23 protein-coding genes are annotated in these 24,663 nt (G+C 50.6%); 17 read left to right on the top strand and 6 right to left on the bottom strand.

Annotated features, from left to right (window positions below):
* Window positions 1-439: 439 nt before the first annotated feature.
* A complete protein-coding gene (locus tag ACFQ0N_RS22275; RefSeq protein WP_379330340.1) occupies window positions 440-1,672 on the bottom strand; it encodes an aminopeptidase in 1,233 nt (410 codons plus the stop codon).
* Between the two features lie 181 nt (window positions 1,673-1,853).
* Here ACFQ0N_RS22275 and ACFQ0N_RS22270 point away from each other — a divergent pair, with 181 nt between their 5' ends.
* The 5 genes from ACFQ0N_RS22270 (at window position 1,854) to ACFQ0N_RS22250 (ending at window position 8,354) form a co-directional block, all read left to right on the top strand.
* Window positions 1,854-2,834 (top strand): aldo/keto reductase, encoded by a 981-nt coding sequence (locus ACFQ0N_RS22270; protein WP_379330338.1) that lies wholly within the window; start codon window positions 1,854-1,856, stop codon window positions 2,832-2,834.
* A 67-nt stretch (window positions 2,835-2,901) separates the two neighbouring features.
* The gene (locus tag ACFQ0N_RS22265) at window positions 2,902-4,464 is read left to right on the top strand and encodes a stalk domain-containing protein (RefSeq protein WP_379330336.1); all 1,563 of its coding nucleotides are present in this window, start codon (window positions 2,902-2,904) and stop codon (window positions 4,462-4,464) included.
* A 132-nt stretch (window positions 4,465-4,596) separates the two neighbouring features.
* Entirely contained in the window at window positions 4,597-6,411 is a 1,815-nt protein-coding gene (locus ACFQ0N_RS22260; protein WP_379330334.1) for a B12-binding domain-containing radical SAM protein, read from the top strand.
* A 78-nt stretch (window positions 6,412-6,489) separates the two neighbouring features.
* A complete protein-coding gene (gene mgrA / locus ACFQ0N_RS22255) occupies window positions 6,490-7,479 on the top strand; it encodes an L-glyceraldehyde 3-phosphate reductase (RefSeq protein ID WP_379330332.1) in 990 nt (329 codons plus the stop codon).
* A gap of 143 nt (window positions 7,480-7,622) precedes the next feature.
* Window positions 7,623-8,354: a hypothetical protein gene (locus ACFQ0N_RS22250; RefSeq protein WP_379330330.1), complete on the top strand. Its 732-nt coding sequence runs from the start codon at window positions 7,623-7,625 to the stop codon at window positions 8,352-8,354.
* Between the two features lie 53 nt (window positions 8,355-8,407).
* Here the strand turns inward: ACFQ0N_RS22250 and ACFQ0N_RS22245 are convergent, their stop codons facing one another.
* Genes ACFQ0N_RS22245 through mnmL form a run of 4 tightly spaced genes read right to left on the bottom strand, consistent with a single transcriptional unit; the run spans window position 8,408 to window position 11,370 of the window.
* Window positions 8,408-9,376, bottom strand: a complete 969-nt coding sequence (locus tag ACFQ0N_RS22245; RefSeq protein ID WP_379330328.1) for a type I phosphomannose isomerase catalytic subunit — start codon at window positions 9,374-9,376, stop codon at window positions 8,408-8,410.
* A gap of 36 nt (window positions 9,377-9,412) precedes the next feature.
* On the bottom strand, window positions 9,413-9,808 hold the full coding sequence (locus ACFQ0N_RS22240) for a VOC family protein (protein ID WP_379330325.1): 396 nt from the start codon (window positions 9,806-9,808) through the stop codon (window positions 9,413-9,415).
* Window positions 9,809-9,827: 19 nt separating this feature from the next.
* A complete protein-coding gene (gene mnmM / locus ACFQ0N_RS22235; RefSeq protein ID WP_379330323.1) occupies window positions 9,828-10,406 on the bottom strand; it encodes a tRNA 5-(aminomethyl)-2-thiouridylate-methyltransferase MnmM in 579 nt (192 codons plus the stop codon).
* Window positions 10,407-10,410: 4 nt separating this feature from the next.
* Window positions 10,411-11,370 (bottom strand): tRNA modification radical SAM protein MnmL/YtqA, encoded by a 960-nt coding sequence (mnmL, locus tag ACFQ0N_RS22230; protein ID WP_379330321.1) that lies wholly within the window; start codon window positions 11,368-11,370, stop codon window positions 10,411-10,413.
* A 137-nt stretch (window positions 11,371-11,507) separates the two neighbouring features.
* On the opposite strand from mnmL, the gene ACFQ0N_RS22225 reads away from it, so the two are divergent.
* The 6 genes from ACFQ0N_RS22225 to rplT all read left to right on the top strand — a co-directional run bounded on the left by ACFQ0N_RS22225 (window position 11,508) and on the right by rplT (window position 16,584).
* Entirely contained in the window at window positions 11,508-11,711 is a 204-nt protein-coding gene (locus ACFQ0N_RS22225; protein ID WP_379330319.1) for a hypothetical protein, read from the top strand.
* Between the two features lie 78 nt (window positions 11,712-11,789).
* Window positions 11,790-12,572 carry a tRNA (guanosine(46)-N7)-methyltransferase TrmB gene (trmB, locus tag ACFQ0N_RS22220; RefSeq protein ID WP_379330317.1) on the top strand — a complete coding sequence of 261 codons (783 nt, stop codon included), beginning with the start codon at window positions 11,790-11,792 and terminating at the stop codon, window positions 12,570-12,572.
* A 1,304-nt stretch (window positions 12,573-13,876) separates the two neighbouring features.
* Window positions 13,877-15,118: a glycosyltransferase family 2 protein gene (locus tag ACFQ0N_RS22215; RefSeq protein WP_379330315.1), complete on the top strand. Its 1,242-nt coding sequence runs from the start codon at window positions 13,877-13,879 to the stop codon at window positions 15,116-15,118.
* Between the two features lie 322 nt (window positions 15,119-15,440).
* Complete coding sequence (gene infC / locus ACFQ0N_RS22210) at window positions 15,441-15,938, top strand: translation initiation factor IF-3 (RefSeq protein ID WP_379330613.1); 498 nt, start codon at window positions 15,441-15,443, stop codon at window positions 15,936-15,938.
* Between the two features lie 30 nt (window positions 15,939-15,968).
* Window positions 15,969-16,169, top strand: coding sequence for a 50S ribosomal protein L35 (rpmI, locus tag ACFQ0N_RS22205; RefSeq protein ID WP_379330313.1), 201 nt, complete (start codon window positions 15,969-15,971; stop codon window positions 16,167-16,169).
* A gap of 55 nt (window positions 16,170-16,224) precedes the next feature.
* On the top strand, window positions 16,225-16,584 hold the full coding sequence (gene rplT, locus ACFQ0N_RS22200; RefSeq protein ID WP_379330311.1) for a 50S ribosomal protein L20: 360 nt from the start codon (window positions 16,225-16,227) through the stop codon (window positions 16,582-16,584).
* A gap of 69 nt (window positions 16,585-16,653) precedes the next feature.
* On the opposite strand, the gene ACFQ0N_RS22195 is transcribed toward rplT, so the two are convergent.
* Entirely contained in the window at window positions 16,654-17,199 is a 546-nt protein-coding gene (locus ACFQ0N_RS22195; protein WP_379330309.1) for a GNAT family N-acetyltransferase, read from the bottom strand.
* A gap of 505 nt (window positions 17,200-17,704) precedes the next feature.
* Here ACFQ0N_RS22195 and ilvB point away from each other — a divergent pair.
* From ilvB to leuB, 6 genes are all read left to right on the top strand, one after another.
* Window positions 17,705-19,450: a biosynthetic-type acetolactate synthase large subunit gene (gene ilvB, locus ACFQ0N_RS22190; protein WP_379330307.1), complete on the top strand. Its 1,746-nt coding sequence runs from the start codon at window positions 17,705-17,707 to the stop codon at window positions 19,448-19,450.
* The gene (gene ilvN, locus ACFQ0N_RS22185; RefSeq protein WP_379330305.1) at window positions 19,447-19,929 is read left to right on the top strand and encodes an acetolactate synthase small subunit; all 483 of its coding nucleotides are present in this window, start codon (window positions 19,447-19,449) and stop codon (window positions 19,927-19,929) included. Before ilvB ends, ilvN begins: the two co-directional genes overlap by 4 nt.
* Before the next feature lie 232 nt (window positions 19,930-20,161).
* Window positions 20,162-21,154, top strand: a complete 993-nt coding sequence (ilvC, locus tag ACFQ0N_RS22180; protein WP_379330303.1) for a ketol-acid reductoisomerase — start codon at window positions 20,162-20,164, stop codon at window positions 21,152-21,154.
* Window positions 21,155-21,306: 152 nt separating this feature from the next.
* A complete protein-coding gene (locus ACFQ0N_RS22175; protein WP_379330301.1) occupies window positions 21,307-22,680 on the top strand; it encodes a sensor histidine kinase in 1,374 nt (457 codons plus the stop codon).
* On the top strand, window positions 22,677-23,339 hold the full coding sequence (locus ACFQ0N_RS22170) for a response regulator (RefSeq protein WP_379330299.1): 663 nt from the start codon (window positions 22,677-22,679) through the stop codon (window positions 23,337-23,339). Before ACFQ0N_RS22175 ends, ACFQ0N_RS22170 begins: the two co-directional genes overlap by 4 nt.
* Before the next feature lie 134 nt (window positions 23,340-23,473).
* Complete coding sequence (leuB, locus tag ACFQ0N_RS22165; protein WP_379330297.1) at window positions 23,474-24,553, top strand: 3-isopropylmalate dehydrogenase; 1,080 nt, start codon at window positions 23,474-23,476, stop codon at window positions 24,551-24,553.
* Window positions 24,554-24,663: the final 110 nt, after the last annotated feature.

Here is a 24,663-nt window from a genome sequence, read left to right as displayed (position 1 = left end):
TTAATAACCGGCCAATTCGAAGGTTTCGCAGACACACGATCCACTCGGGTCCGCTTCGTTCACGCTGAACGAATGCTAACGGATGTCACGGCCGCTATTTTCGAAAATTCGACCGTTTTGAAATTGTAACGGAACTGTGCGCCGCTATATGCTGACGATAAGCACGATTTTGCCAGAAATCGCCCCATTAAGGTCGCCCACATCCGTTAGATTCCAAAGAGGATGGTTATTAGCGAAATAACGTCTGTGGCTTCCGTCAGATACAATTCAAGAGCCGTTTTTCGACAATCATGATATGTATGATACCAAAAATGGTGCGGCAAAAAAACTATCATTTTTTGATAAAGGAAAAGGACGCTCCATGAAAGGTTCGCGTCCTTTTAATATTGGTGTACGTTGCCGTTAAAACGCAGGTTGCATCTTTTTGCGGCTTGACTAGTTAAAATGCCCAGTTGCCTTTGCGGAAGATCGGTTCGGCCGTACCGTCGGCTCGGATGCCGTCGATATCCATTTCGGCAGAGCCGATCATAAAGTCAACGTGGGTGATGCTGCTGTTGACGCCATGCTTTTCCAGCTCCTCCGGGCTCATCGTTTTGCCGCCTTCAATGTTGAAGGCATAGCCGCTGCCGATCGCCAGATGGTTGGAGGCATTTTCGTCGAACAACGTGTTGTAGAACAAAATGCCGGATTGTGATATGGGAGACTCATGCGGTACAAGCGCAACCTCGCCCAAAAAATGCGAGCCTTCGTCGCTGGAGATCAGCTGGCGCAAAATTTCTTGCCCTTGCTCCGCCTCCGCCTCGATAATCCGGCCCTTTTCAAACGTGATCTTAAAGCCGTCGATAATGTTGCCGCCATAGCTGAGCGGCTTGGTGCTGGAAACGTAGCCGTTGACGCCCTCTTTGAGCGGAACAGTAAACACTTCTTCTGTCGGCATATTCGCCATAAAGGAGACGCCGTCGACGCTGACGCTGCTTGCCCCAACCCATAGATGCTTATCATGCAGCTCGATCGTCAAATCAGTGCCGGGAGCGCGGTAGTGCAGCTTCTGATAATGCCGTTCATTCAAAATATCAACCTTGCTATGCAAGTTGTTGTTATGTTCTGCCCAAGCCTGTACAGGATCAGCAGTATGTAAGCGAACGGAGTTGAAGATAGCTGCCCAAAGCTTTTGCAAGGCTTCCTCAGGCTGAGCATCAGGGAAGACCTTTGCTGCCCAGGCCGGAGAGGCGGCAGCGACGACTGTCCAGCTCACCTTATCGGACTGAATGGCCCGCCGGAATTCACGCAAGCCTTGGCCGGCTGCTTTTTGATAGTTGGCGATACGCGACGTATCGACTCCTTTAAGTAAATCCGGATTGGAGGAGGCAATGGAGATGAACGCCGCGCCGCGCTCAACAAAAGAATCGCGCTTCAGCTTTTCCCATTCCGGAAACTGGGTAAACACATCATCCGCAGCCTGTTCATACTTCAAGCGCGACAGCTCATCGTCTGTCCAATCCACATGTACGTTTTTGGCGCCTGCCTTATAGGCCTGCCGTGCAATTAGCCGCGCCAGGGGAGCCGTATCGATGGAAGCCGTGACAAATACTTCTTGCTGCTGCTGTACATTAATGCCCGTTTTTACAATCAATTCAGCGTATCGTTCCAGTTGTTGCTCGAACTCAGTCATCCTCTCGTTCTCCCTTCAATAATAGTTGTACCTGCTTAGTATACCTCATTATTTCAGGGGAAGAAACTTGCCTCGCGCCAAGGACGGCATCAGCCGTTTCTTCTTACGGCATTTTGCTTGGACGTGCAATCTGGTATAAGGTAAACTATTACTAGATGCTGAAAAAAGGAGTGGATGAATAATGAAATATCGTCGTTTGGGCAATAGCGGGCTGCAGGTGTCCGCGCTTGGCCTTGGCACGAATGCTTTTGGCAAACGGGCAGACGAGGCGTCGTCGCGGCGCATTCTGGATCATGCATTGGACAGCGGCATTAACTTTATTGATACAGCGAATATTTACACCGGCTCTGAATCAGAGCGCATTATTGGCATGGCGCTGGAAGGCAAGCGGCAGCAGGTCGTGCTGGCGACCAAAGCCGGCTTGACTAAAGGGCAAGGTCCGAATGAGCGCGGCTCTTCGCGCGTCCATATCATGCAGGAGTTGGAAGGCAGCTTGAAGCGGCTGCGTACAGACTATGTGGATCTATATCAAATACATACGTTTGATCCGGCAACGCCGCTGGAAGAAACGATGCGCGCACTGGAAGATATGATTCGCTCAGGCAAGGTGCGTTACATCGGCGCATCCAATTACAAAGCATGGGAGCTGATGAAGGCGCTTGGTATAAGCGACCGTTATGGGCTTAACCGCTATGTGTCGACACAGTGCAGCTATTCGCTCGCCGATCGTACGCCCGAGAATGAGCTTGTGCCGCTTTGTCTCGACCAGGGAGTCGGCATTATTCCGTATTTCCCGTTAGCAGGCGGCATTTTGACAGGCAAGTACAGCGCTGCCGATTCTGTGCCGGCAGGCTCGCGGGCAGATAAAGATCCGAGCTTTACGCGCTTTTTAATTCCGGAACGCATTCAACTGGGAGAGCAAGTGGTAGAGCTGGCGGCTGGAAGCGGGACGACAGCGACGGCATTATCGCTGGCCTGGCTGATGACCCGCCCCGCTGTCTCAACTGTGATCGTCGGCGCAACACGTGCGGAGCAACTAATGGAAAGCTTACGCAGTGTGGAACTGGTACTTGAAGCGGAAGTACTGGAACAATTGGAGCAGCTAAGCATTCATTTTCGCTATGAAAAGCCGATGGCTGTCTATCGGCTGCCGAAAGAGTAGACAGTCATTCATAGGGGTGATAGGATAGATTCGTGGGAGAATAGGAGATAACTGGAGGATATTGAAAGTGAATGTAAAATTGAAACAGCGATTGTTGTTGCCCGTACTTGCTGCAGGGCTTATGCTGACACCGGTGCTCGGTATGCCGGGGCAGGTTAATGCTGCTCCCGTCCAAAGCACAGCTGTACAGTCCTCAGTTATTTCTGTCTATGTGGATGGCAAAAAGCTGCCTTTGCAGCCTGCACCGATCACGGTGAATGGAACGACGCTCGTGCCGATGAGAGCGATATTCGCCGCGCTGAAGGCCAATGTGAACTGGGAGCCGCAGACGAAAACGATCTTTGCTACAAAGGATCATATTAAAATTTCATTGCAGATCGGCGCTGCACAGGCGATGAAAAATGGCAAAGCCATCAAGCTGCAAGTACCGGCGAGACAAGCTAAAGGGGCTACTTATGTGCCATTGCGCTTTGTAGCGGAGGCATTGGGAGCCAAAATAGAGTTCGACAAGAAGACCAGTGCCATTCGGATAACTTCCGCAGAGCAGCAGTGGATTGATGAAGAGGAAGAATGGGACGATTACGAGGATGCGGCTGCGGATGCGGCTGCGGCTGCCAGTCAGATGCTGAGCGTAGACCAAATCGTGCAAATGAATGATAACAGCGTCGTCATGATTGCCACGGACCGCAGCCAAGGCAGCGGAGTCGTTATCGACAGCAACCGGATACTGACCAATTTTCATGTGATGCGGGACGCAAGCGAGGCGACGATCACTACGCTTTATGGCAGCCAGGTGGAAGTGGAAGGGATTGTCGGATATGATGAGGCCGCTGATCTCGCCATCATTCAGACGAAGGAAAAGCTGAACATTGATCCGGTTGTGCTGGGGGATGGGTACAATGTGCGAAAAGGCGATCATGTAGTCGCGATTGGCAGCCCGCTGGGACTGCAAAATACGGCATCCGACGGTGTAGTCAGCAATATTATCTACGACGGGGCGCAATTGTTCCAGATTAGCGCGCCGATCGATCATGGCAGCTCCGGCGGCGCACTGTTCAACGATAGCGGAGAGCTGATCGGCATTACGACTTCGGGCATCGATATTTCGAATGCGAATTTGAATTTTGCGGTATCGGTCATGAATGTGAATATGCTGATTAATGAAATTAACGACACCGACGCGAAAAAGATCGGATTTTTGCCCAGAAAGCTTCCTGAATCGCTAGAGGGCGTGTCGACGGACGATATTCGGCTGCTGATGAACCGGGAATTTGGCTCGATTCAGACTTCGCATAAGACTGCGGCCCTCAAGAGCTGGGATGTTAAGCGGGATGCGAGCGGCTGGCTCGTGCTGTCGACGACGATCGATCCGGCGTTTTATATGGTATACGGCCACGCGGATGCCGAAGATTTGCGGATGTGGGCAATTAATGCAGGTACTGAGCTTCGCCGCATGCTGCCAAAAGACACCATTCGTTTGACGATCTATTACGATCAGCAATTTTCTTTCGAGCCGCGGGATTTCAAAGCCGATGAAGTAACAGCGCAAAGCGACGGTACATGGCGCGTCCGTTACCCGGTAGTCGATGTGCAGGCGAAAGAAAAAATGCATGTGCAAGTACGGTCCTAATTTTTTAATTTTATAAATAGAAGGGATTGCCGGAGGGCTTAAAGGCGCCGCTTAGGCAAGCCCTTCTTTTTTTGCCCTTTATTCGGTACAATGGATGATAGTGACGTAATAATGGAAAAGGAAGCTATGCCAATGAGAGTAGTGTTATCGACTTTAAATGCAAAATACATTCACACTTCGCTTGCTTTGCGTTGTTTGAAGGCGTATAGCGAAAAGGATTTTGATATTGAAATTGCCGAATATACGATAAAAGATCCGCCGCTTAATATTGTCTCCGATCTGTTCGCGCGCGAACCGGATGTGATCGGATTCTCTTGTTATATTTGGAATATCGAGGAGACGATAACCGTCATCGATATGCTGCGGAAGATCAAGCCGGAAGTGAAGATCGTGCTCGGCGGTCCAGAAGTGAGCTACGATACGGACTATTGGATGGAGCGTTTGACCCAGGTCGATTTTATCGTCGTTGGCGAAGGGGAGGAAACGTTTCATCATCTGCTCAGCGAGATCGGCGGCCAGCAAAAGTATCACATGGTATTCGGGGCAGCTTACCGCAAGCAGCTGGCTGACGGTACGCAGGAAATCCGGATCAATCCGCCGCGGCCGAAGCTCGACCTGGCGACACTGCCGTCGCCGCATCGCTTTGCGGAGGATGTGCCTGATTTGGGCAAGCGCGTCGTTTATTTTGAGACAAGCCGCGGCTGCCCGTTCAGCTGTCAGTTTTGCTTATCCAGCATTGAGGTAGGCGTACGCTATTTTGATATTGAGCGGACGAAGGCGGACATCCTTTATTTGATTGCTTCGGGCGCGAAGCTGATCAAGTTTGTCGACCGCACCTTTAATATTAAGCGTGATTATGCGCTCGAGATGTTTCAGTTTTTGATCGAGAACCATCAGGGCTGCGTATTCCAATTTGAAATTACAGCCGATATTATGCGACCAGAGGTGCTGGAGTATTTGTCCGAGCATGCGCCCCCGGGCGTATTCCGCTTTGAAATTGGCGTCCAATCGACGAACGATCCGACGAATCTTGCGGTGCAGCGCCGGCAAAATTTCAAGAAGCTGACGCGCACGGTCACGATGGTCAAGGAGAGCGGCAAGATCGATCAGCATCTCGATTTGATCGCCGGCCTGCCGCACGAGGATTATGATACATTTCGCAAAACGTTCAATGATGTATTCGCGCTGCGCCCGGAGGAGCTGCAGCTCGGCTTCCTCAAAATGCTGCGGGGAACCGGCATGCGGCTCGATGCGGACAAATACGGCTACAAATATATGGAGCGGGCGCCGTACGAGATTCTGGGGAACGATCTGCTGCCGTTTGCCGATATCGTGCGGATCAAACGGGTGGAAGACGTGCTGGAGAAATATTGGAATGCCCATCGAATGGATCATGCGCTGCTCTATTTGGTGGAGAAGGCGTTCCCGTCGCCGTTTGATTTCTTTCAGCAGTTCGGCGATTATTGGGAAAACCGCGGCTGGCAAAAAATCGGCCATCAGCTGGAAGATTTATTTTCCAGATTATGGTCATTTCTGCGGGAGGCGGCAGCGGTGGAGGAAGCCAAAGAGACGCTGTCCTGGCGTCCGGATGTGGCGCTCGGCTTAATGAAGCTGGATTACTTCCTGAACCATAATTACAAGCCGCGCAAAGTCTGGTGGGAGTTCACGATGGACAAGCCGGTGTGGAATGGCTGGATGAAGCGGCTTGCCGAACAGCCAGGCGATGTATCTGGGCAATTTGCCGATTTGCAGCTTGGCGAGAAAGAGCTGCATAAGCATGCCGTTATAGAAAGAATGCCTTTCGATCTGGAGCGTTACTTGCAGACAGGCGATATTGCCGATGAGGCGGATACATTGTTAATCGTCGTTTACAGCGGCGGAGGGCGCATGGACGGGAAAACGCCGGCTGCGCCTTACTTGCTCAAGCTGGCTAAAGCAGAGGTTTAGAATATAAAAGATTCTTTGATTTCATTGAATACTTCGTTATACTAAAACTATTAAATTAAATGGCAGGAGTGATGACAAATGGTATATGCAGCAAATGAAGCACGTTATGAGACGATGAAGTACAATCGCTGCGGACGGTCAGGCTTGAAGCTGCCGGCGATTTCGCTGGGGCTGTGGCATAATTTCGGCGGCGTCGATACATTTGAGAATGGCCGGGCTATTTTACACCGGGCCTTTGATCTGGGCATCACTCACTTTGACTTGGCGAACAATTACGGTCCCCCTCCTGGATCGGCAGAAGAGATGTTCGGCCGGGTGCTGGCCAGCGATTTCAAGCCATATCGGGATGAGATGATCATCTCCTCGAAGGCAGGCTATTATATGTGGCCTGGTCCTTACGGGGAATGGGGTTCGCGCAAATATTTGATTTCCTCGCTGGATCAAAGCTTGAAGCGGATGGGGCTTGATTACGTCGACATCTTCTATCATCACCGTCCCGATCCGGACACGCCGTTGGAAGAGACGATGGGAGCACTTGATCAGATTGTCCGCTCAGGCAAAGCGCTTTATGCCGGCATCTCCAATTACAGTGCCGAGCAAGCCGATGAGGCGATCAAGATTGCCCGCAGCCTGGGGACGCCGATCGTCATCCATCAGCCATCCTACAGCATGCTGAACCGCTGGATCGAGGGCGGCCTGCAGGATGTACTGGACGAGCAGGGCGTTGGCAGCATCGTATTTAGCCCGCTGGCGCAGGGTCTGCTGACGGATAAATATTTGAACGGCATACCGGGCGATTCGCGCGCCGCCAAGCCGACCGGCTTTTTGCAGGAAAGCGCCGTAACCCCGGAGGTTGTAGGTAAGCTGCAGCAGTTGAACGAGCTTGCGGCAGAGCGCGGCCAGACTTTGGCCCAGATGGCGCTAGCATGGGTGCTGCGCGGCGGACGGGTTACGTCTGCGCTGATTGGCGCAAGCCGGGTAAGCCAGGTCGAGGATAGCGTAGCCGCGCTGGACAATTTGCAGTTTTCTGCTGAACAATTGGAACGGATCGAGAATATACTGCGTTAAATAAGGAACGTCTTTTCGCTGGCAGCCGTATGCTGGCGGGAGGACGTTTTTTTGATCAATTTTTATTTTTTTACGTGGAACTTTATGGCTGCGTTAACCGTCATCTTTATATAGGATATAGAAATGAAGGGAGACTTCCAAGGATGAGGTGGTCGGCTTGTTTCACGCTTCTAATCGGTTGTATCGCATTATCGGCCTGTACGGCCAAAGGGGCCGGAACTGCCGGAGAGCAGCCCGTCTTTGAGGAACCATGCACCGCTGAAGAGGTCATTGATGACGTATCGGCTTTACAATGGAACGGGGTTCACTATCGTGCGGATATCTCCAGCGACACTTCATCATTGCAAAAAGGCAGAGAGATCGGACAAGTGAGCAAGAAGCGGCTTGATCAGGTCAAGAGCGGGGATGACATGAACGATGGCGACGCAACCTTATTAGAGGCCGGCACCAAGCTGTACGAAGTGCAAGGATATAAGCCGGAGGCCCGCTTGCTGACCGGAGACGGAAAGCTTTTTGTCGCCTGCAATAATCCAGATGCCAAGACGATCAATGAACTGCTCGATATTGAAGGGAAGGTCGTTGCCGTGCGGTTTATTAGCGGTCGGGACAGCTCGCCGCTCTCCGAATTCACTCCGGAGAAGATACCTGTATTTGCAGAGCAATATGCGAATTTGAGTTATTCGTCCTATGATGACCTTGCACAAGCGTATAAACATCTAGAAGGCACCAACTATTCATTGGAAATCGAGCTGCAGGATCGTGCGCTAATCCGTCTGTCGTACAATCCAAGGCATCATGTGATGATTCCAGGGGGAGCTGTGAGTGAGGAGATGGATGCACTGCTGACCGAGCAGCGTGCTCTCATTTATAACTAAAAGAAGGAGCTCATTAAGCGACCGTCTGGCTGCTTAATGAGCTCTTTTTTCATTTATGGCGCTACACTGCGCAAAATCGTCATATGACCGTTGAGCTCATATTCGCCAAGATTGGCAGGGAGGAGGAAGCATTCGCCGGCTTTGACAGTCTGCTCTCCGTTATTCCATTTAATAACGCCATTGCCGTCAGCGATGACAACAATCACGAAGCTGTCGGCCGTTGTCGAAAGCGGCCACGATGCGCGAACATTGCCTTTTTCGACGATGAAATATGGCGATTCGGCGATTTTCAGCCATTCATTGTCCCCGATTCCATCTGTTTTCATCCGGGTCGCACCCGCGCCTTCATAGGCAATGACATTCAAGGAATCCTCTACATGCAGCTCGCGCAGCTTGCCGTCAAGGCCCGGACGGTCGTAATCGTAGACGCGATAAGTGGTATCCGAGTTTTGCTGAATTTCCGCAACGACTACGCCAGCACACAAGGCATGCACGGTACCGGCCGGAATATAGAAGGCGTCGCCTGCTTCAACAGGCACTTCTTGCAAGCAATCCATAACGCGGCCTGCTTCAATGGCGGCTGCGAGCGTAGGGCGGTCGATCCCGTCCTTCAGACCGTAAATAATTTTTGCGCCGGGCTTGGCGTCAAGAATGTACCACATTTCGGTTTTGCCAAGCTCCCCTTCGGGCAGTCCTTCATACGAATCGGTAGGGTGAACCTGAACAGACAGATCATCATTGCAGTCGAGCAGCTTGATGAGCAGCGGGAAACGGCCGTTGCGCTCCGAGAAGCCTTTTGTTCCGAAAAAGTCTCTGCCGTACCGCTCGCGGATTTCATCTAGCCCAAGGCCGGCAAGCTCGCCATTTACAACCTTGGTCGTGCCGTTGGGATGATCGCCAATCATCCAGCCTTCGCCAATGGCGCCTTCCGGAAGCTCCAGTCCGAATTGCTCCAGCGCGCGGCCTCCCCAAATGCGTTCCTTCATCTCCGGTTTAAATTGCAGCGGGTATGGTTGTGTCACTTACAATCTCTCCTATCCTTTATATATATGAAAGTGTTAGTTGGCAGGCGCCGGCTGAAACATTTCTAAAAACTCTCCGTCCGGACCGTAGAAAAAGAAGTAGCGCGCGCCATTCGGCAGCGTCGTAATTTCGGTATCTTTGAGCGGAATGTCAAGCGCCTTGATGCGGGCAAACTCTGCTTCCACATCATCAACAGTAAAAGCGACATGGTGGACGACAGACTCACTGCCGAGCTGGCCGTCATAGCCTTCTACCAATTCGATTTCCGATTCACGGGCGTCAGCACCGGCGAGGAAAGCAAGACGAATGACGCCATTCGTGTGGGTCATCGTGTAAAGATGCGTCAAGCCGACGACTTCAGTATAAAACGTGATCGAAGCTTCCAAATTTTTAACCATAATGCCAACATGCTCAAGTTTACGGACTGCCATAAATTGTTTCCCTCCGACATTATTTTTTTTCGACAGCGATCAGATAAGGGGCTTGCGGCTTTTGCACAAGCCGGTAAAGGATGGCTTGTCCTTCTGACTGCGGCAAAGCGGCTGCCCACTGTTCGACTGCTGCCGCTTCCTCTTCTCCCCCGTCATGGCCGGGGTAAAGGACAATAGTGAGAATGCCTTTTGCGCGCAGCAGCGACAAGGCGGCATTCAGGGCAGCAATGGTGCCGTCAGGCATCGTAATAATACCTGGATCGGCTCCGGGAAGATAGCCTAGGTTGAACATGACAGCTGCTACATGGCCTCGGTCTGAGGCTGCTATATGACTTCTCATGTCAGCGTGGCTTTCCAGCAGCAGGTGAAGCTGCGGCATTGTGCCGGCGGAAGCGAGCGGCATAAGCCGCTCGCGGGTACGGCTGAGCGCCTGTTCCTGAATGTCAAAGCCGTACAACGTGCCGCGCGTTCCCAGCAGCTCGGCAAGGAAGCGGGTATCGACGCCATTGCCGCAGGTAGCGTCAATCGCGATATCCCCTGGAGAGAGCCGCTCGGCGACCAGCTTCTGCGCCATGCCGAGCACGGACAGAAATCCCATCAGACTATCCCTCCCACAGCCGGCCCTGCCATGCGCCGCGGTTTATCAATTCGCGATCGATCGCATTGAGAACCTCCCATTTTTTCAGGCTCCACATCGGACCAATCAGTAGCTCGCGGGGCGCGTCGCCGGTCAGCCGGTGAACGATCATCTCCGGCGGCAGCAGCTCAAGCGTGTCGACTACCAGTTTGATATACTCGTCCTGTTCGAGAAAGCGCAGCAGACCGGCGTTGTATTGCTTGACCATCGGCGTTTTGCGCATCAGATGCAGCAGGTGGATTTTAATCCCTTGTACATCCATATGCGCCACCGCTTTGCCGGTTTCGATCATCATTTCATGCGTCTCCTGCGGCAGGCCGTAAATAATATGGGCGCATACTCGTATGCCGCGAGCCCGCAGGCGGCTGACCGCATCTTCGTAGCATGCTGTGTCATGCGCGCGATTGATGAGCTGCGAGGTGGATTCATGGATCGTCTGCAGCCCCATTTCGACCCATAGATAGGTATGTTCATTCAGCTCGGCCAGGTAGTCTACAACATCGTCAGGCAAGCAATCCGGCCGGGTGGCAATCGATAGGCCGACGACGCCCGGCTGTTCCAAGATTGCCTCGTAATATTCTCTCAGCTTATGAACCGGAGCATAGGTGTTCGTATATGCTTGGAAATAGCCGATGTATTTGGCTTCCGGCCATTTCTGATGCTGCCGGTCGCGGATGTTGTTAAATTGTGTAACGAGATCGTCTCTGCGGCTTCCAGCAAAATCGCCGGAGCCCCGGGCACTGCAAAACGTACAGCCGCCCGCGGCAATCGTGCCGTCCCGATTCGGGCAAGTGAAACCGGCATCCAGCATCACCTTGAACACTTTGCCATGGAACTGCTCGCGCATTTCATAGTTCCAGGTGTGGAAACGTTTGTCGTTCCAAAGCAGAGGAGCGCCGGTACCGGCAGGCGTGGAAGAATGCATAATTGTACTCCTATACGTATATAAATTTATGACCATCATTTAGATGAGGCAGTAGCTGTCTATCATTGTAACGAAAAAACGGGCGGATTGCTATTCATTCATTTGTCCAATACTTGTTTTTTAATGGAGGGAATATGATGGAAAAAGAACTGAAAATACCGCAAGGCGGGATGCTGATTACAGTTGAATTGACGGTCAAGGAACTGATGGCGCTTACAGGAGCGAAGTTTCCTTTCCATCAGGAGGTTGGAATGACAGCAAGAAAAAAACTGAATGCAGCGCTGGAGCAAGTCTATACCGCTAAGGGAGAGCGGGATGAACTCAGACATTGGCTGATCTAGTTTTACAAGAGGGCTTTACAACTGCAGCTTTGTTCGTCACAATAAGGCTAGTTTTCTAATTTGGAGGAATCGATCACTATGCGTCTCAGAGGAAGAAAAGGAATACTCGAAAGCATTCAAAATCAGCCAGAATTAGTCGTCTTGGACGGGGCTACCTGTAAAGCCCGCTGGCATGAGTTTTTTGGCAATCGCAATCCGATTTATGTGGAGCTCGGCATGGGAAAGGGACAGTTCATCAGCACGATGAGCGTTCGCAATCCGCATATTAATTTTATCGGTATCGATATGTATGATGAATTGATCCGGCGCGCCAGCGAGAAGGCAAGAGCGGCCTGGGCGGAGCAAGGGCAGGGAAATCCGCCGAATTTGGCGCTGCTGCGCACAAATATTGAGACGATTGAAGACGTGTTTGATTCTGGCGAAATTGAGCGGATTTTTTTGAATTTTAGCGATCCATGGCCAAAAACGAAGCACGCAAGACGACGGCTGACGCATCCGCGATTTTTGGCGAAATATAAAGAAATTTTGAATGATCAGGGTGAAATTCATTTCAAAACGGACTCCCAGTCGCTGTTCGAATTTTCATTAAACAGCATTGCTGAGATGGAGCTGCAGCTTCATAATATTTCGCTCCATCTGCATAAAGATCAATTGCGGGATGATTTGGTGCTAACGGAGTATGAGGCAAAGTTTGTCGAACGAGGGAACAATATTTACCGCTTGGAGGCAATCATTGGCGAGAAGGCGCTTGCTGCCTACAGAGCGGACAAGCTCGCCGCTCAGAAGAAGCGCCAGGAAAAAGAAATGGCCGCAGAAATGAAAAAGCCGAGCGGAGCCTCGGCAGCTACATCCGAAGGGTAATGAAATCTGCTGCAAGTTATTTTTGGCCGCTTTGAAATTGCAAAGCGGCTTCTTTGCCTCATAAGAGAATTTATATTGCAATTTTCGCAGCAACCGCTAACGAACCTGACAACCCTCCCTCGGCTCAAAATGGGCCTTGCGGGCTGTAACGGAACTGTGGAGGCTGTTGATTTTCTGCGGACAACGATTTTTTCCGGGGAGGCGGGCAACTGGAGGTCATGCAGACCTACGATCCGCTATTTTGTCGAACCCCGGCTCATTTGAGGTTTCGCGGACACACGATCCGGTATTTGCTCGTTTTGCCGGGTTTTTGCGCCGTTTTGAGGCAAATAACGGAACCACGGTCCGCAAGCACGCCAATTAGCTGTTTTGTTCACAAATAACGGATCCACGGTCCGCTCATGCCCGCTTCGCCCCGTGCTTACAGATGTCCGCAATGAATCGACAGCCTCCTGTGCGCCGCTCGGGCCCGCTTCGTTCGTGATGAACGAATTCTAACGGATGCCGGAGCCGCTAATTGCGAAAATTCGACCAATTTGAAATTGTAACGGAACTGTGAGCCCCTATTTGATGAGGATGAGCCCGATTTCGCAAGAAAACGCCCCATTAAGATCGATCACTTCCGTTAGATTTCAAAAAGGAAGGGAATTGACGAAATAAGGTCCGTGGCTTCCGTAAGATGAAATCGCTTTGCATGCGACCCTCCTTCAGAGCTTTCGCCCCCTGATCTCCGGTGTTAGAAGAAAAAACTTGGCGATAGTACCGAGGACGCCACTAGGCGTTTATTTCAAAATAAGTTTCACGCCTATAACGGCACTTATATTTGTACAAAGAAAACTGTTTGCGCCCCCAAAGGACGGCGCAGGCCGTTTCTTCTTGCGTAAGGCAATTATGAGAAAATTTTTAGCGTTTTACATTTGGCTTTGATTGGGCAAGCTGTTAAGAGTCGTTTGTCACCTGAATAACATGCACGGCTGCCAATGATTATGAAACCTTTTGTGCAGCTTGTTCGTTAATGGAGATAAGCCATGTTTTTCATGCAAATGGATGAAATATGAAATAGGACATTGAAAAACAAGGCAACAGGCGGCTGGAAGCACATTGCAAACGTTTTTCTCCGCACTTCTGACCATAAAGGCGGAATTTAAGCTTTTGACAAAATGGTTCATTGTGTGGAAAATCAGTATGTCCCGGCAAAAAAATAAAAGATCGGGCAGGCGAAACGGGCGCATCCGTCTCGCGGGGTAATACCAAAACACAGAGAGAGTATCAAAAATGGGGTCTTAAGGGGGCAGTAACCGTATATGATTAATGTTGTGTTAGTAGCGCTTCAAATCTTTTTGGCTTTTGTCGGCGTGTATCAGTTCACATTAGCTCTGTTCGGCATCGTTAGGAAACGCAAAGCATTAAAATATGAGCCGCAAAAATCGTTTGCAGTGCTTGTTGCCGCCCACAACGAAGAAGCGGTTGTCGGTGCGCTCATCGAGAATTTGAAAAATCTTGAATACCCGAAAGAACTTTACGATATTTTTGTGATTTGCGACAATTGTACAGACCGTACGGCGGCAATTGCGCGCGAGCACGGCGTTTACGCATGTGAACGCAACAATCCGCATCTGCGCGGCAAAGGCTACGCCATCGAGTGGATGCTAAAGGAACTATGGTCATATCAGCGCCAGTACGATGCGATTGTCATGTTCGATGCCGACAACCTCGTCAACACCGATTTCTTGCAGCATATGAACAATGATTTGTGTGAAGGGCATCAAGTTATTCAAGGCTACCTGGATACGAAAAATCCGAATGATTCCTGGGTTACGGCTGCTTATGGGATTACATACTGGTACTGTAACCGGTTGTGGCAGCTATCCCGCCGCAATTTGAAGATGGCCAACTTCCTTGGCGGTACGGGAATGTGCTTTGAAGCGAGTCTGTTGAAAGAAATGGGCTGGGGAGCGACAAGTCTGGTTGAGGATTTGGAATTTTCCATGCGCTGTGTAAAGCGCGGCGTTCACCCGGTATTGAATTACGAAGCAAAGGTTTACGATGAAAAGCCGATTACGTTTAAAGCCTCGGCACGTCAGAGGCTTCGCTGGATGCAAGGCCACTTTACGGTGGCGCGCCACTATTTTTTCCCGCTGCTGTGGGCAAGCATCAAGGAGCGCAATTTTGTGAAATTCGATGCGGCGCTGTATTCGGCTTCAGTATATACAACGTTTTTCGGATTTATCGTTACAGCGATGATTTGGGTAGATAATATCATTCCGGCTGACAACGTATTTGTGTCCATCTACAACTATTTGCCGTGGTGGGTTGCTGCAGTTGCCATTACGCTCGCCGCTGCGATGTTCCCGTTTGTTATGATGCTTGAGCGCGTGACGAACTGGAGAATGTACGCGCATCTGTTTACGATGATTTTCTTCCAGCTTTCGTGGCTGCCAATTACGTTTTACGCCTTCTTTACGCAGAACAACAAGCAGTGGAGCCATACAGAGCACACGCGGGTTATTCGCCTTGAAGAGGTGCAGAGCAAACAAGTGTCATAGCTTGCATCGGCAAGCTTATGGCAGCGGCGGCTTATCCGAAGGAATAATTCTGCAAATTGCATGTTGACAGCATTTGATGCCGTATGCTATATTAATTCGGTAGCATTTACATGTTTATAGCGCACAAGTAGAAGCACCCGCTTCTCACCTGCCCGGCAATACCGGCTGGTAAGCGACCGATGAAGTTGATTTGGACAGCTGAGCTGATTGCAGCTGCTGTCATTCACCTTGGTTACCGAATGCGGGTCTGTGCGACCCGCTTTTTTTATTGCAATCATGAGAATATTTTTGGAGGTGTTACACTATTAGCAGGGAACATCAAATCAATGATGAGATTCGGGCTAGGGAAGTGCGTGTTGTCGGAGCTGAAGGCGAGCAAATTGGCATTAAGCCATTGCGTGAAGCGTTACAGATGGCAATTGATCTGAATCTCGATTTGGTCAATGTCGCACCGACTGCAAAGCCGCCCGTTTGCCGGATTATGGATTATGGTAAATTCCGTTACGAGCAGCAGAAGAAAGAGAAGGAAGCGCGGAAAAATCAGAAGGTTGTTGATCTGAAAGAAGTTTGGTTTCGCGCCAACATTGAAGAGAACGACTATCAGGTTAAATATCGCAACGTTGTGAAGTTTCTTGGCGAGGGCGACAAAGTAAAAGCTTCCGTTCGTTTCCGCGGCCGTGAAATCACACATGCCGCTATCGGTCAGCGCATTTTGGACCGGTTGGCCAAAGAAGTAGCTGATCTCTGTATCATTGAGCGTGTTCCAAAATTGGAAGGCCGCAGCATGATTATGATTTTGGCGCCTAAAAACAACAATTAATGAACCAATCTTTTTGAGGAGGAACACCTAATGCCTAAGATGAAAACACACAGCAGCTTGAAAGACCGTTTCAAAATTACGGGTACTGGCAAAGTGAAACGCTACAAAGCGTACAGAAACCATTTGCTTTCCGGTAAATCGGCTCGTCAAAAGCGCGTTCTGGCAACACAACCGCTGATGGCTCCCGGCGACGTTCGTCGTCTGCAACAAGGTCTTTCAAACTTGAAATAGATCCGGCAAGCGGATTTTTAATACGTTTAACCAACATTCGGGAGGGTAACTACTCATGGCAAGAGTTAAAGGCGGATTCGTCCGCGCACGTCGTCGCAAAAGAATTTTGAAGCTGGCTAAAGGTTATTTCGGTTCCAAACACCGTCTATTTAAAACAGCAAAAGAGCAAGTGATGAAATCACTGCTTTACGCATACCGTGACCGCCGTCAACGGAAACGCGATTTCCGCAAACTGTGGATCGTGCGGATCAATGCTGCAGCTCGCCAAAATGGCTTGTCCTACAGCAAATTTATGTTCGGTCTGAAGCAAGCCGGCGTAGAAGTAAACCGCAAAATGCTTGCTGACCTGGCTGTAAACGACATCAATGCATTCAATTCTTTGGCTCAAATCGCTAAAGAAAAAGCGAATGCCTAGTATATAGAATGAAGCAGAGAGCTGCACCAAGGGGTTAACTTTTGGTGCAGCTCTCTATTTGTCTCGTTTCTAGTGGGGATTCCAATGCTGCTTGCGGTACAGCCGTTTTTGCAGATTAGGAAGAAGTGACATTGGAGCATGGAATGCCGGCTCTTCAGCGCAGCTCGAGAATGATTTTTCCATGCTGTAGCAGCGCATGGCCGGGAAGTGGCTGGCCACGGCATAACCAAGCTTGCTGTAAAGCCGGTAGGCTGTATGATTGCCTTCATCGAAATAGAGCAATCCTTTTGTGCACTGCCGGGAGCGCCCGTACGCTTCGCCGTACATCATGAGCGCTTTTCCCCATTGCTTGCCTCGATGATCGGGATGAATGGCCAGCAGGTCAAAAAGAAGCGTGTCGCCTGTCAGATACAGGTGTACGAAACCTAGCGGCTTGCTCCAGCGCGTCTCGGATATGACAAAAGTGACTCCGTCGCGCAGCCGCAGCGGCAGCTCGCGGATTTGTCGATGATCGCGAGGATCGATAGTATGCGAGAGAGGCATCAACTCGGTTTGAATCAAGTGAATGATTTCCGCATTGTCGGTGCGGGGATGAGAGTGACGAATAATCGCCATGCGGCTCAGCCTACTTTCTTCTGTGGCAAGATAAAATTAGGATATGAGCCGTCATTGGAAGTGGTGAGGAGCGCTTTGCATAACTTTTTCTTGTTATGGGCAACCTGCTTCTTGACGAACTGAATTGGAAGGAATATAATAAGCTTTAAGCTAATATGTTATCGGCTATGATGAGGACGAAGTGTTAAGGGCTCTTTTGCTCAGAGAGTGGATGGATTTGCTGCAACCATCGCCAAAATCCCTTTTCAACGAGCTCACCTCGGAGCTGTTTCCCTGAAAAGACCAACAATCGGTTGGCCGTATTAGGGGGAATCGCGAGGCACGCGTTAAGTGCCAAGGTATGAACGATCTGCGTGCACGCCGTTCTTACCTATTAAGGTTATATACTGCGAGGTATATGACAAATTTGGGTGGTACCACGGAAGCTAATCCTTTCGTCCCTCGATGCTGATTCAGCGTCAGGGATGAAAGGTTTTTTTGTTTTTCTAAGAGAGGAGGACGACTGATGGTCGCGCAAAATGCAACGTTAAGATCAAAGGAAGAAATTATGGAGAAAATGAAGCGGTCCGAGGTCATTTCGGGTTCGGAAATTCTGCTTCGCAGCTTGGTGTTAGAGGGCGTGGAATGTGTATTCGGCTATCCGGGCGGCGCTGTTTTGTATATTTATGACGCGATGCACGGGTTCTCTGATTTCAATCATTTGCTGACCCGTCACGAGCAAGGTGCGATTCATGCTGCTGACGGCTATGCACGTTCCAGCGGAAAAGTAGGCGTCTGCATTGCGACGTCAGGTCCGGGGGCGACAAACTTGGTCACAGGGATTGCGACAGCCTACATGGATTCGGTACCGCTTGTCGTCATTACCGGCAACGTGGCAACGAGCCTGATCGGGACAGATGCATTCCAGGAAGCGGATATTACCGGCATTACGATGCCGATTACGAAACATAGCTATTTGGTACGCAAGGCAGCTGATCTGCCGCGGATCATTCATGAAGCTTTCCATATTGCGAACACAGGCCGCAAAGGTCCTGTACTGATCGATATTCCGAAAGATGTATCTGCCGAGCTTACACTATTTGAGCCGGTGACTGAAGTGAGCATCCGCGGATATAACCCGACAGTAAATCCGAACAAGCTGCAAGTGGATAAAATGCTGGCAGCGATCGCCGAAGCCGAGCGTCCGCTGGTGCTTGCCGGCGGCGGCGTCGTTTACTCGGGCGGACATGAGGAGCTGCATGAGTTCATTACGAAATCGGAAATTCCGATTACGACGACACTGCTTGGCTTAGGAGCATTCCCGAGCGGCAACGAGCTGTGGCTGGGCATGCCGGGCATGCATGGAACATATACGGCGAATATGGCGATCCAATCGTCTGACTTGCTGATTAATATCGGTGCTCGCTTCGATGACCGCGTAACAGGCAAGCTGTCCGAATTTGCTCCGCATGCCAAAATTGTCCACATCGACATTGATCCGGCGGAAATCGGCAAAAATGTACCGACCGATATTCCGATTGTCGGAGATGTCAAGACGGTACTTGCGATCGCAAACAAGGAAGTAAAGCGGGCAGACAAAGCGGACGCATGGCGGGCGCAGCTGAGCAGCTGGAAAAAAGAAAAGCCATACAAGTATCAGGATTCCGATACAGTGCTCAAGCCGCAATGGGTTATCGAGATGATTCATGAGGAAACGAAGGGCGATGCGATTGTCACGACTGACGTTGGGCAGCATCAAATGTGGGCGGCGCAGTATTATAAATTCAATCAGCCTCGTTCCTGGGTAACCTCAGGCGGACTTGGCACGATGGGCTTCGGCTTCCCGTCGGCAATCGGAGCGCAGATGGCAAATCCCGACCGCATGGTAGTATCGATCAACGGTGACGGCGGCATGCAGATGTGCGCGCAGGAGCTGGCGATTTGTGCAATCAACAACATTCCGGTCAAGGTTGCGATCATCAACAACCAGGTGCTTGGCATGGTTCGCCAGTGGCAGGAACTGATTTATGACAATCGTTACAGCCATATCGATTTGGCCGGCAGCCCTGACTTTGTGAAATTGGCTGAAGCATACGGCGTGAAAGGATTCCGGGCAACGAATAAAGAAGAAGCGCGTTCAGCATGGGTTGAAGCGATGAATCATCCGGGGCCGGCAGTGGTGGAATTTGTCGTTGCTAAAGGCGAGAATGTTTACCCGATGGTTACGCAGGGATCTGCGATCGATCAGATGCTAATGGGGGATGCGGAATGAAGAAGCATACGATTGCTGTTTTAGTGAACAATCAGCCAGGCGTCCTGCAGCGTGTATCCGGCTTGTTCGGACGCCGTGGCTTCAATATTGAGAGCATCACTGTCGGGACGAGCGAGGAGCCTGGCTTGTCCCGTATGGTCATCGTCACAAGCGGCGACGACAACACGCTGGAGCAAGTAACCAAGCAGCTGTATAAGCTGATTGATGTTATTAAAGTAACGGATTTGAGCGCGAATCCGATGGTAGCCCGCGAGCTGGCATTGATTAAAGTCAATGCAGAGCCGGCGTCACGCCCTGAAATTTTGGGTGTCGTGGAAACCTTCCGTGCTGCTGTAGTCGATATCGGCTCTCATTCATTAGTTGTACAAGTTGTTGGCGATTCTGAGAAGATTGATGCAATGACCGAGCTGCTGAAGCCATACGGCATTCGTGAATTGTCGCGTACAGGCGTGACAGCGATGATTCGCGGCATCCGCTAGTCCGGGCTGCCTGTTGTGCAGGCTGGCGTCGGGGGCGATGATAAAGCCCGATTGTTGCACAAAATGCAACATTTCCCAGGAAATTTGATACAGCAATTTTATTCTAGCAATAGACAATAGATTAGTAGGTAGACGCCCGTTTTGAGCGGGGGTTCAAGTGAGAGAGCCACCCGCGCTCTCTTCCTTCAACACCCGCTCAAAAGGGTTCAATTTAAAGGAGGCATTCATTCACATGGCAGTTACTTTGTACTATGAAAAAGATGCAGACCAAAGCGTTCTGCAAGGCAAAACAATCGCAGTTATCGGTTATGGCAGCCAAGGGCATGCTCAAGCGCAAAACCTGCGCGACAGCGGTCTGAAAGTAGTTATCGGTCTTCGTCCAGGCAAATCCGCTGAAAAAGCGAAAAACGACGGTTTCGAAGTATTGTCCGTTGGCGAAGCAGTAAAAGTTGCCGACGTTGTACAAATTTTGATGCCGGATGAGACGCAAGCCAGCGTCTACAAAGCAGAGATCGAGCCTAACCTGAAAAAAGGCGCAGCTCTGATGTTCTCGCACGGCTTCAACGTTCACTTCGGTCAAATCGTGCCGAACAAAGATACTGACGTGCTGCTCGTAGCTCCAAAATCCCCAGGCCACATGGTTCGCCGTACGTATGTAGAAGGCTTCGGCGTTCCTGGCTTGATCGCAATCGAGCAAGACGCTACCGGCAATGCTAAAGCAATCGGCCTTGCTTATGCAAAAGGTATCGGTTGTACGCGTGCCGGCGTTATCGAGACTTCTTTCCGTGAAGAAACAGAAACTGACTTGTTTGGTGAACAGGCTGTTCTGTGCGGCGGTACTTCCGCACTCGTTAAAGCTGGGTTCGAAACATTGGTTGAAGCTGGTTACGCCCCAGAAATGGCATACTTCGAGTGTCTGCATGAGCTGAAGCTGATCGTTGACCTGATGTATGAAGGCGGTCTGGCTTCGATGCGCGACTCCATCTCCAACACAGCTGAGTACGGCGACTATGTTACCGGTCCTCGCATCGTAACTGAAGAAACGAAAAAAGCGATGAAAGCCGTTCTGGAAGATATCCAAACTGGCCGCTTTGCCCGCGACTTCATCCTGGAGAACCAATCCAACCGTGCTATGCTGACGGCTACTCGCCGCAACGAAGCTGAGCATCCGATCGAGCAAGTAGGCGGACAACTTCGTGAATTGATGCACTGGATCAAAAAGTAATCCCTTTTAAAATAAGAACGGCCGCTCCTGTAAACCTTATCGGTTTGCCGGGACGGCCGCTTTTTTTTCCAGGCGGGGTAATATTTGCCCTCCCCGAATGTTCAGCATGTTATAATAGAACAATGAATATGGGGCGGGGGACAATGTGAACAATGCTATTTGTATGGATTGCCTTATGGCTGGCAGCGGCGTTGCTGCTCATTAGCGACCGGAAAAATCCGTCCATTCGCTGGTTGAGTCTGCTCACGTTATGCGGCGGCATGGGGGCGCTCGCATCGGTCATCGAAGGCTGGATTATTATGCTTGAAGGTACTGAATCGATAACGGCAGACCAAGAAAGACTGCTGCGGATTGTACAGCGTTGCTGCTCATGGATGAGCTACTATGGACTTCCTTACAGCTTTCTAAATTTTGCTTTCTCTTATCATGGAGAATTGCTCGCGCGCCGCGGTGCGCGGGCGTTTCCGTATTTGACGGCGCTGCCGGTGCTGGCTATGCTGTTTTTGCCAATATCCGAAGAAGGGCCTGTTCACTACGATATTTTGGTGTGGTGGGCGCTGCCTTATACTTTAGCGGGGACGATATTGCTGCTGTTGCGCAAGCGGGGAAGCACCCCGATGCAGCGCCGCTCCAATTTCATTGTGATTGCCGCGGTGCTGCCGGCCGTGCTCATTGCCACTACGATGAATCATGTGATGCCATTATTTGGTCTGTTTGGATTGTGGCGTTATAATGTATGGCCAATCACATTCGCCTTTATAATATTTGTGATTGCGCTGTTTAATTATGGATTTCTTGGTGTCCGTTTGTTTATTGAGCGTCAACGTATGGATTACTCGCTGCGTGCGATTACAAGCGGGACGGCCATGCTGAATCATGCGATCAAAAACGATATCGGCAAGATAAAGCTTTTTAGCGACAAGATCGAGCAAGAAGCCGTTGGAGAGCATGGCAGTGAGCTTAAGCAGGATGTGCAGGTCATTTCGGAGGCTGCCAGGCGGATAGAGGCGATGATCCGCAGCGTCCATGATCGGACGCAGGAGCTGCCGCTGCAGCGAGCCCCGGTTCGGCTGGCCGAGCTTGTCCGCGCCCAGGTGGCGCTCTTTGAACGCAGCACTGCCGGCGACGTCCGGATCATCGCCGCGTATGACGAGCAAAGTGAAGCATTGATCGACGAAGTGCAAACCGCGGAGGCGATTCGCAATGTGCTTCATAATGCATGGGAGGCCATGACAGCAGCGATGAAGCATAAGGAAACCAGTGTAGTGGTGAAAAGCGGGAAAAGGGGAAGCTATGTCGAAATAAAGGATAACGGAGCAGGAATCGAGAAGCGCCACTTGCGAAAGGTGACAGAGCCCTTCTTTACGACAAAGAGCGGCAAAGAGATGAATTTTGGGCTAGGTCTGGCCTACTGCTATCAGCTAATGCGAAGGCAGGGCGGGGAGCTGCGCATCCAGAGCGAGCCCGGGCAGGGCACGACGGTGACCTTTTATTTTCCTGCTGTAAAGGCGAAAGGAAGGATATGATGGACGGCGATGCAATTAAGGTCATCATCGTAGAGGATGATGCGGAATGGCGCCGCGGCTTGAAGGCTTATTTAAATCGGGAAGCCGATATTTGTGTCGCGGCGGAGACGGATCGGCCGGACGAGGCGTTGGCGCTCATAGAAAAGGTAGATCCCGACGTCGTTTTGCTTGATATTATGCTGGCTGATGAGCCGGGCGGGCTGAAGCTGACGGCAGAACTGCCGGCATTGACCGGCGCCAAAATTGTGATGTTAACCTCGATGGAGGACCGCGAGTTTGTGGTCGAAGCGTTTCGTGCCGGTGCGGCTAATTATATTGTAAAATCGGATTTTGCGGCAATTCCGGAGGCCGTGCGCACCGCGGCGGCCGAACGGTCGCAGATTGACGGCTCGGCGGCGCGTTTGATGCTGGAGGAATTCCGGCGGCTGAAGGCGGTAGAGCGCGAATATGAGAAGGATAAGTTTAAGCGTATGGTTACGCCGTCAGAGGTGAAGCTGCTGGAGATGATTCACGAGGGCTACAGCCAGAGCGAGATTGCCGAGAAATCTTTTTTGTCTCTGCGGACGGTCAAAAATCATGTCAGCAATATTTTGCGCAAGCTGGGCGGCAAAAGCAGTAAGGAAGCGGCGAAGCAAGCGAAGGACATGGGCTTGTTTTAAGCAGTTATATGCGCTGCCTATAAAAATCATAGCTTTTATATCTTTTACTTGCGGGCGCAAATATGGTAAAACTGATAATAGTGAGAATTATAATCAACATAGTTTGATGATAACAGAAGGAGTGTCGCAACGTAATGTCAGAAGTGAAAAAGATTGCCGTCATCGCAGGCGATGGTATCGGCCCAGAGGTAGTAGGAGAAGCGCTGAAAGTATTGAAGAAAACCGAAGAATTGTTCGGTTATCAATTCGAAATCGAGCATGGCCTGTTCGGCGGGATCGCAATTGATGAGAAGGGCACTCCGCTGCCGCAAGAAACGCTGGATATTTGTAAAAAAGCCGATGCTGTGCTGCTTGGCGCTGTAGGCGGTCCAAAATGGGATAACAACCCGAAAGAACTGCGCCCGGAAACCGGTCTGCTCGGCATTCGTAAAGCGCTTGGTTTGTTCTCAAACATTCGTCCGGCTAACGTATTCGATTGCTTGAAGGAAGCGTCGACGCTGAAACCGGAAGTGCTTGAAGGAACAGATCTTATTGTTGTGCGCGAATTGACTGGCGGCATCTATTTTGGCGAGAAATTCCGCCGCGAAGGTGCTAGCGGTCAGGAAGCTGTCGATACTTGCGTATACAACGTAACCGAAGTTGAGCGCATTGTGCGTCAAGCGTTCGAAATTGCGCGCACACGCCGCAAAAAGCTGGCTTCCGTCGACAAAGCAAACGTTCTGGAAACTTCTCGTCTGTGGCGTGAAGTCGTTAATCGGATTGCTCCGGAATATCCGGATGTTGAGCTGGAGCATGTGCTCGTAGATAACTGCGCAATGCAATTGCTGCGCCGTCCGTCGAGCTTCGACGTTATCGTAACGGAAAATATGTTTGGCGATATTTTGAGCGATGAAGCCGCGATGCTGACAGGTTCTATCGGCATGCTGTCCTCCGCATCGCTTGGTGAAGGAAGCTTCGGCTTGTATGAGCCGGTACACGGCTCAGCGCCTGACATTGCCGGTCAAGGCATCTCTAACCCGATCGCAACGATTTTGTCGGTTGCACTGATGTTCCGCCTGACATTCGGCTATCATGAAGCAGCTCAATTAATCGAGGATGCAGTGAAAAACGTTCTGGATGCAGGACACCGCACTGGCGATATCGCTGTCGACAAGAGCAAAGCGATTGGTACAGTCGAGATGGGCGATCTGATCATTGCAGCTATGAAAAAATAATCAGATCTTATTTATAATTATTCTTAAAAAGAAATAATTTTAATCTTGACTTTATTCTAAATAGATGTTAGGATGTAAAGCGTAGTCACAATACGTGACATTAGCTTACA

The organism is Paenibacillus sp. GCM10027626 (assembly GCF_042676285.1).
In the GTDB taxonomy this organism is placed as follows: Bacteria; Bacillota; Bacilli; order Paenibacillales; family Paenibacillaceae; genus Paenibacillus_Z.
The sequence above is the reverse complement of the archived record's forward strand: the minus strand, read 5'-3'. Positions and strand labels throughout refer to the sequence as shown.

What these genes read in the sequence shown, in the direction of transcription:
- ACFQ0N_RS22270 (WP_379330338.1), top strand. Translation starts at nt 1,854, where the DNA reads ATGAAATATCGTCGTTTGGGCAATAGCGGGCTGCAGGTGTCCGCGCTT.
- trmB (WP_379330317.1), top strand. Translation starts at nt 11,790, where the DNA reads ATGCGTCTCAGAGGAAGAAAAGGAATACTCGAAAGCATTCAAAATCAG.
- ilvN (WP_379330305.1), top strand. Translation starts at nt 19,447, where the DNA reads ATGAAGAAGCATACGATTGCTGTTTTAGTGAACAATCAGCCAGGCGTC.
- mnmM (WP_379330323.1), bottom strand. Translation starts at nt 10,406, where the DNA reads ATGGGATTTCTGTCCGTGCTCGGCATGGCGCAGAAGCTGGTCGCCGAG.
- ilvB (WP_379330307.1), top strand. Translation starts at nt 17,705, where the DNA reads ATGGTCGCGCAAAATGCAACGTTAAGATCAAAGGAAGAAATTATGGAG.
- ACFQ0N_RS22215 (WP_379330315.1), top strand. Translation starts at nt 13,877, where the DNA reads ATGATTAATGTTGTGTTAGTAGCGCTTCAAATCTTTTTGGCTTTTGTC.
- mnmL (WP_379330321.1), bottom strand. Translation starts at nt 11,370, where the DNA reads ATGCATTCTTCCACGCCTGCCGGTACCGGCGCTCCTCTGCTTTGGAAC.
- ACFQ0N_RS22195 (WP_379330309.1), bottom strand. Translation starts at nt 17,199, where the DNA reads ATGGCGATTATTCGTCACTCTCATCCCCGCACCGACAATGCGGAAATC.
- ACFQ0N_RS22260 (WP_379330334.1), top strand. Translation starts at nt 4,597, where the DNA reads ATGAGAGTAGTGTTATCGACTTTAAATGCAAAATACATTCACACTTCG.
- ACFQ0N_RS22240 (WP_379330325.1), bottom strand. Translation starts at nt 9,808, where the DNA reads ATGGCAGTCCGTAAACTTGAGCATGTTGGCATTATGGTTAAAAATTTG.
- ACFQ0N_RS22225 (WP_379330319.1), top strand. Translation starts at nt 11,508, where the DNA reads ATGGAAAAAGAACTGAAAATACCGCAAGGCGGGATGCTGATTACAGTT.
- ACFQ0N_RS22175 (WP_379330301.1), top strand. Translation starts at nt 21,307, where the DNA reads ATGCTATTTGTATGGATTGCCTTATGGCTGGCAGCGGCGTTGCTGCTC.
- ACFQ0N_RS22275 (WP_379330340.1), bottom strand. Translation starts at nt 1,672, where the DNA reads ATGACTGAGTTCGAGCAACAACTGGAACGATACGCTGAATTGATTGTA.
- rpmI (WP_379330313.1), top strand. Translation starts at nt 15,969, where the DNA reads ATGCCTAAGATGAAAACACACAGCAGCTTGAAAGACCGTTTCAAAATT.
- rplT (WP_379330311.1), top strand. Translation starts at nt 16,225, where the DNA reads ATGGCAAGAGTTAAAGGCGGATTCGTCCGCGCACGTCGTCGCAAAAGA.
- leuB (WP_379330297.1), top strand. Translation starts at nt 23,474, where the DNA reads ATGTCAGAAGTGAAAAAGATTGCCGTCATCGCAGGCGATGGTATCGGC.
- ACFQ0N_RS22170 (WP_379330299.1), top strand. Translation starts at nt 22,677, where the DNA reads ATGATGGACGGCGATGCAATTAAGGTCATCATCGTAGAGGATGATGCG.
- ACFQ0N_RS22250 (WP_379330330.1), top strand. Translation starts at nt 7,623, where the DNA reads ATGAGGTGGTCGGCTTGTTTCACGCTTCTAATCGGTTGTATCGCATTA.
- ilvC (WP_379330303.1), top strand. Translation starts at nt 20,162, where the DNA reads ATGGCAGTTACTTTGTACTATGAAAAAGATGCAGACCAAAGCGTTCTG.
- mgrA (WP_379330332.1), top strand. Translation starts at nt 6,490, where the DNA reads ATGGTATATGCAGCAAATGAAGCACGTTATGAGACGATGAAGTACAAT.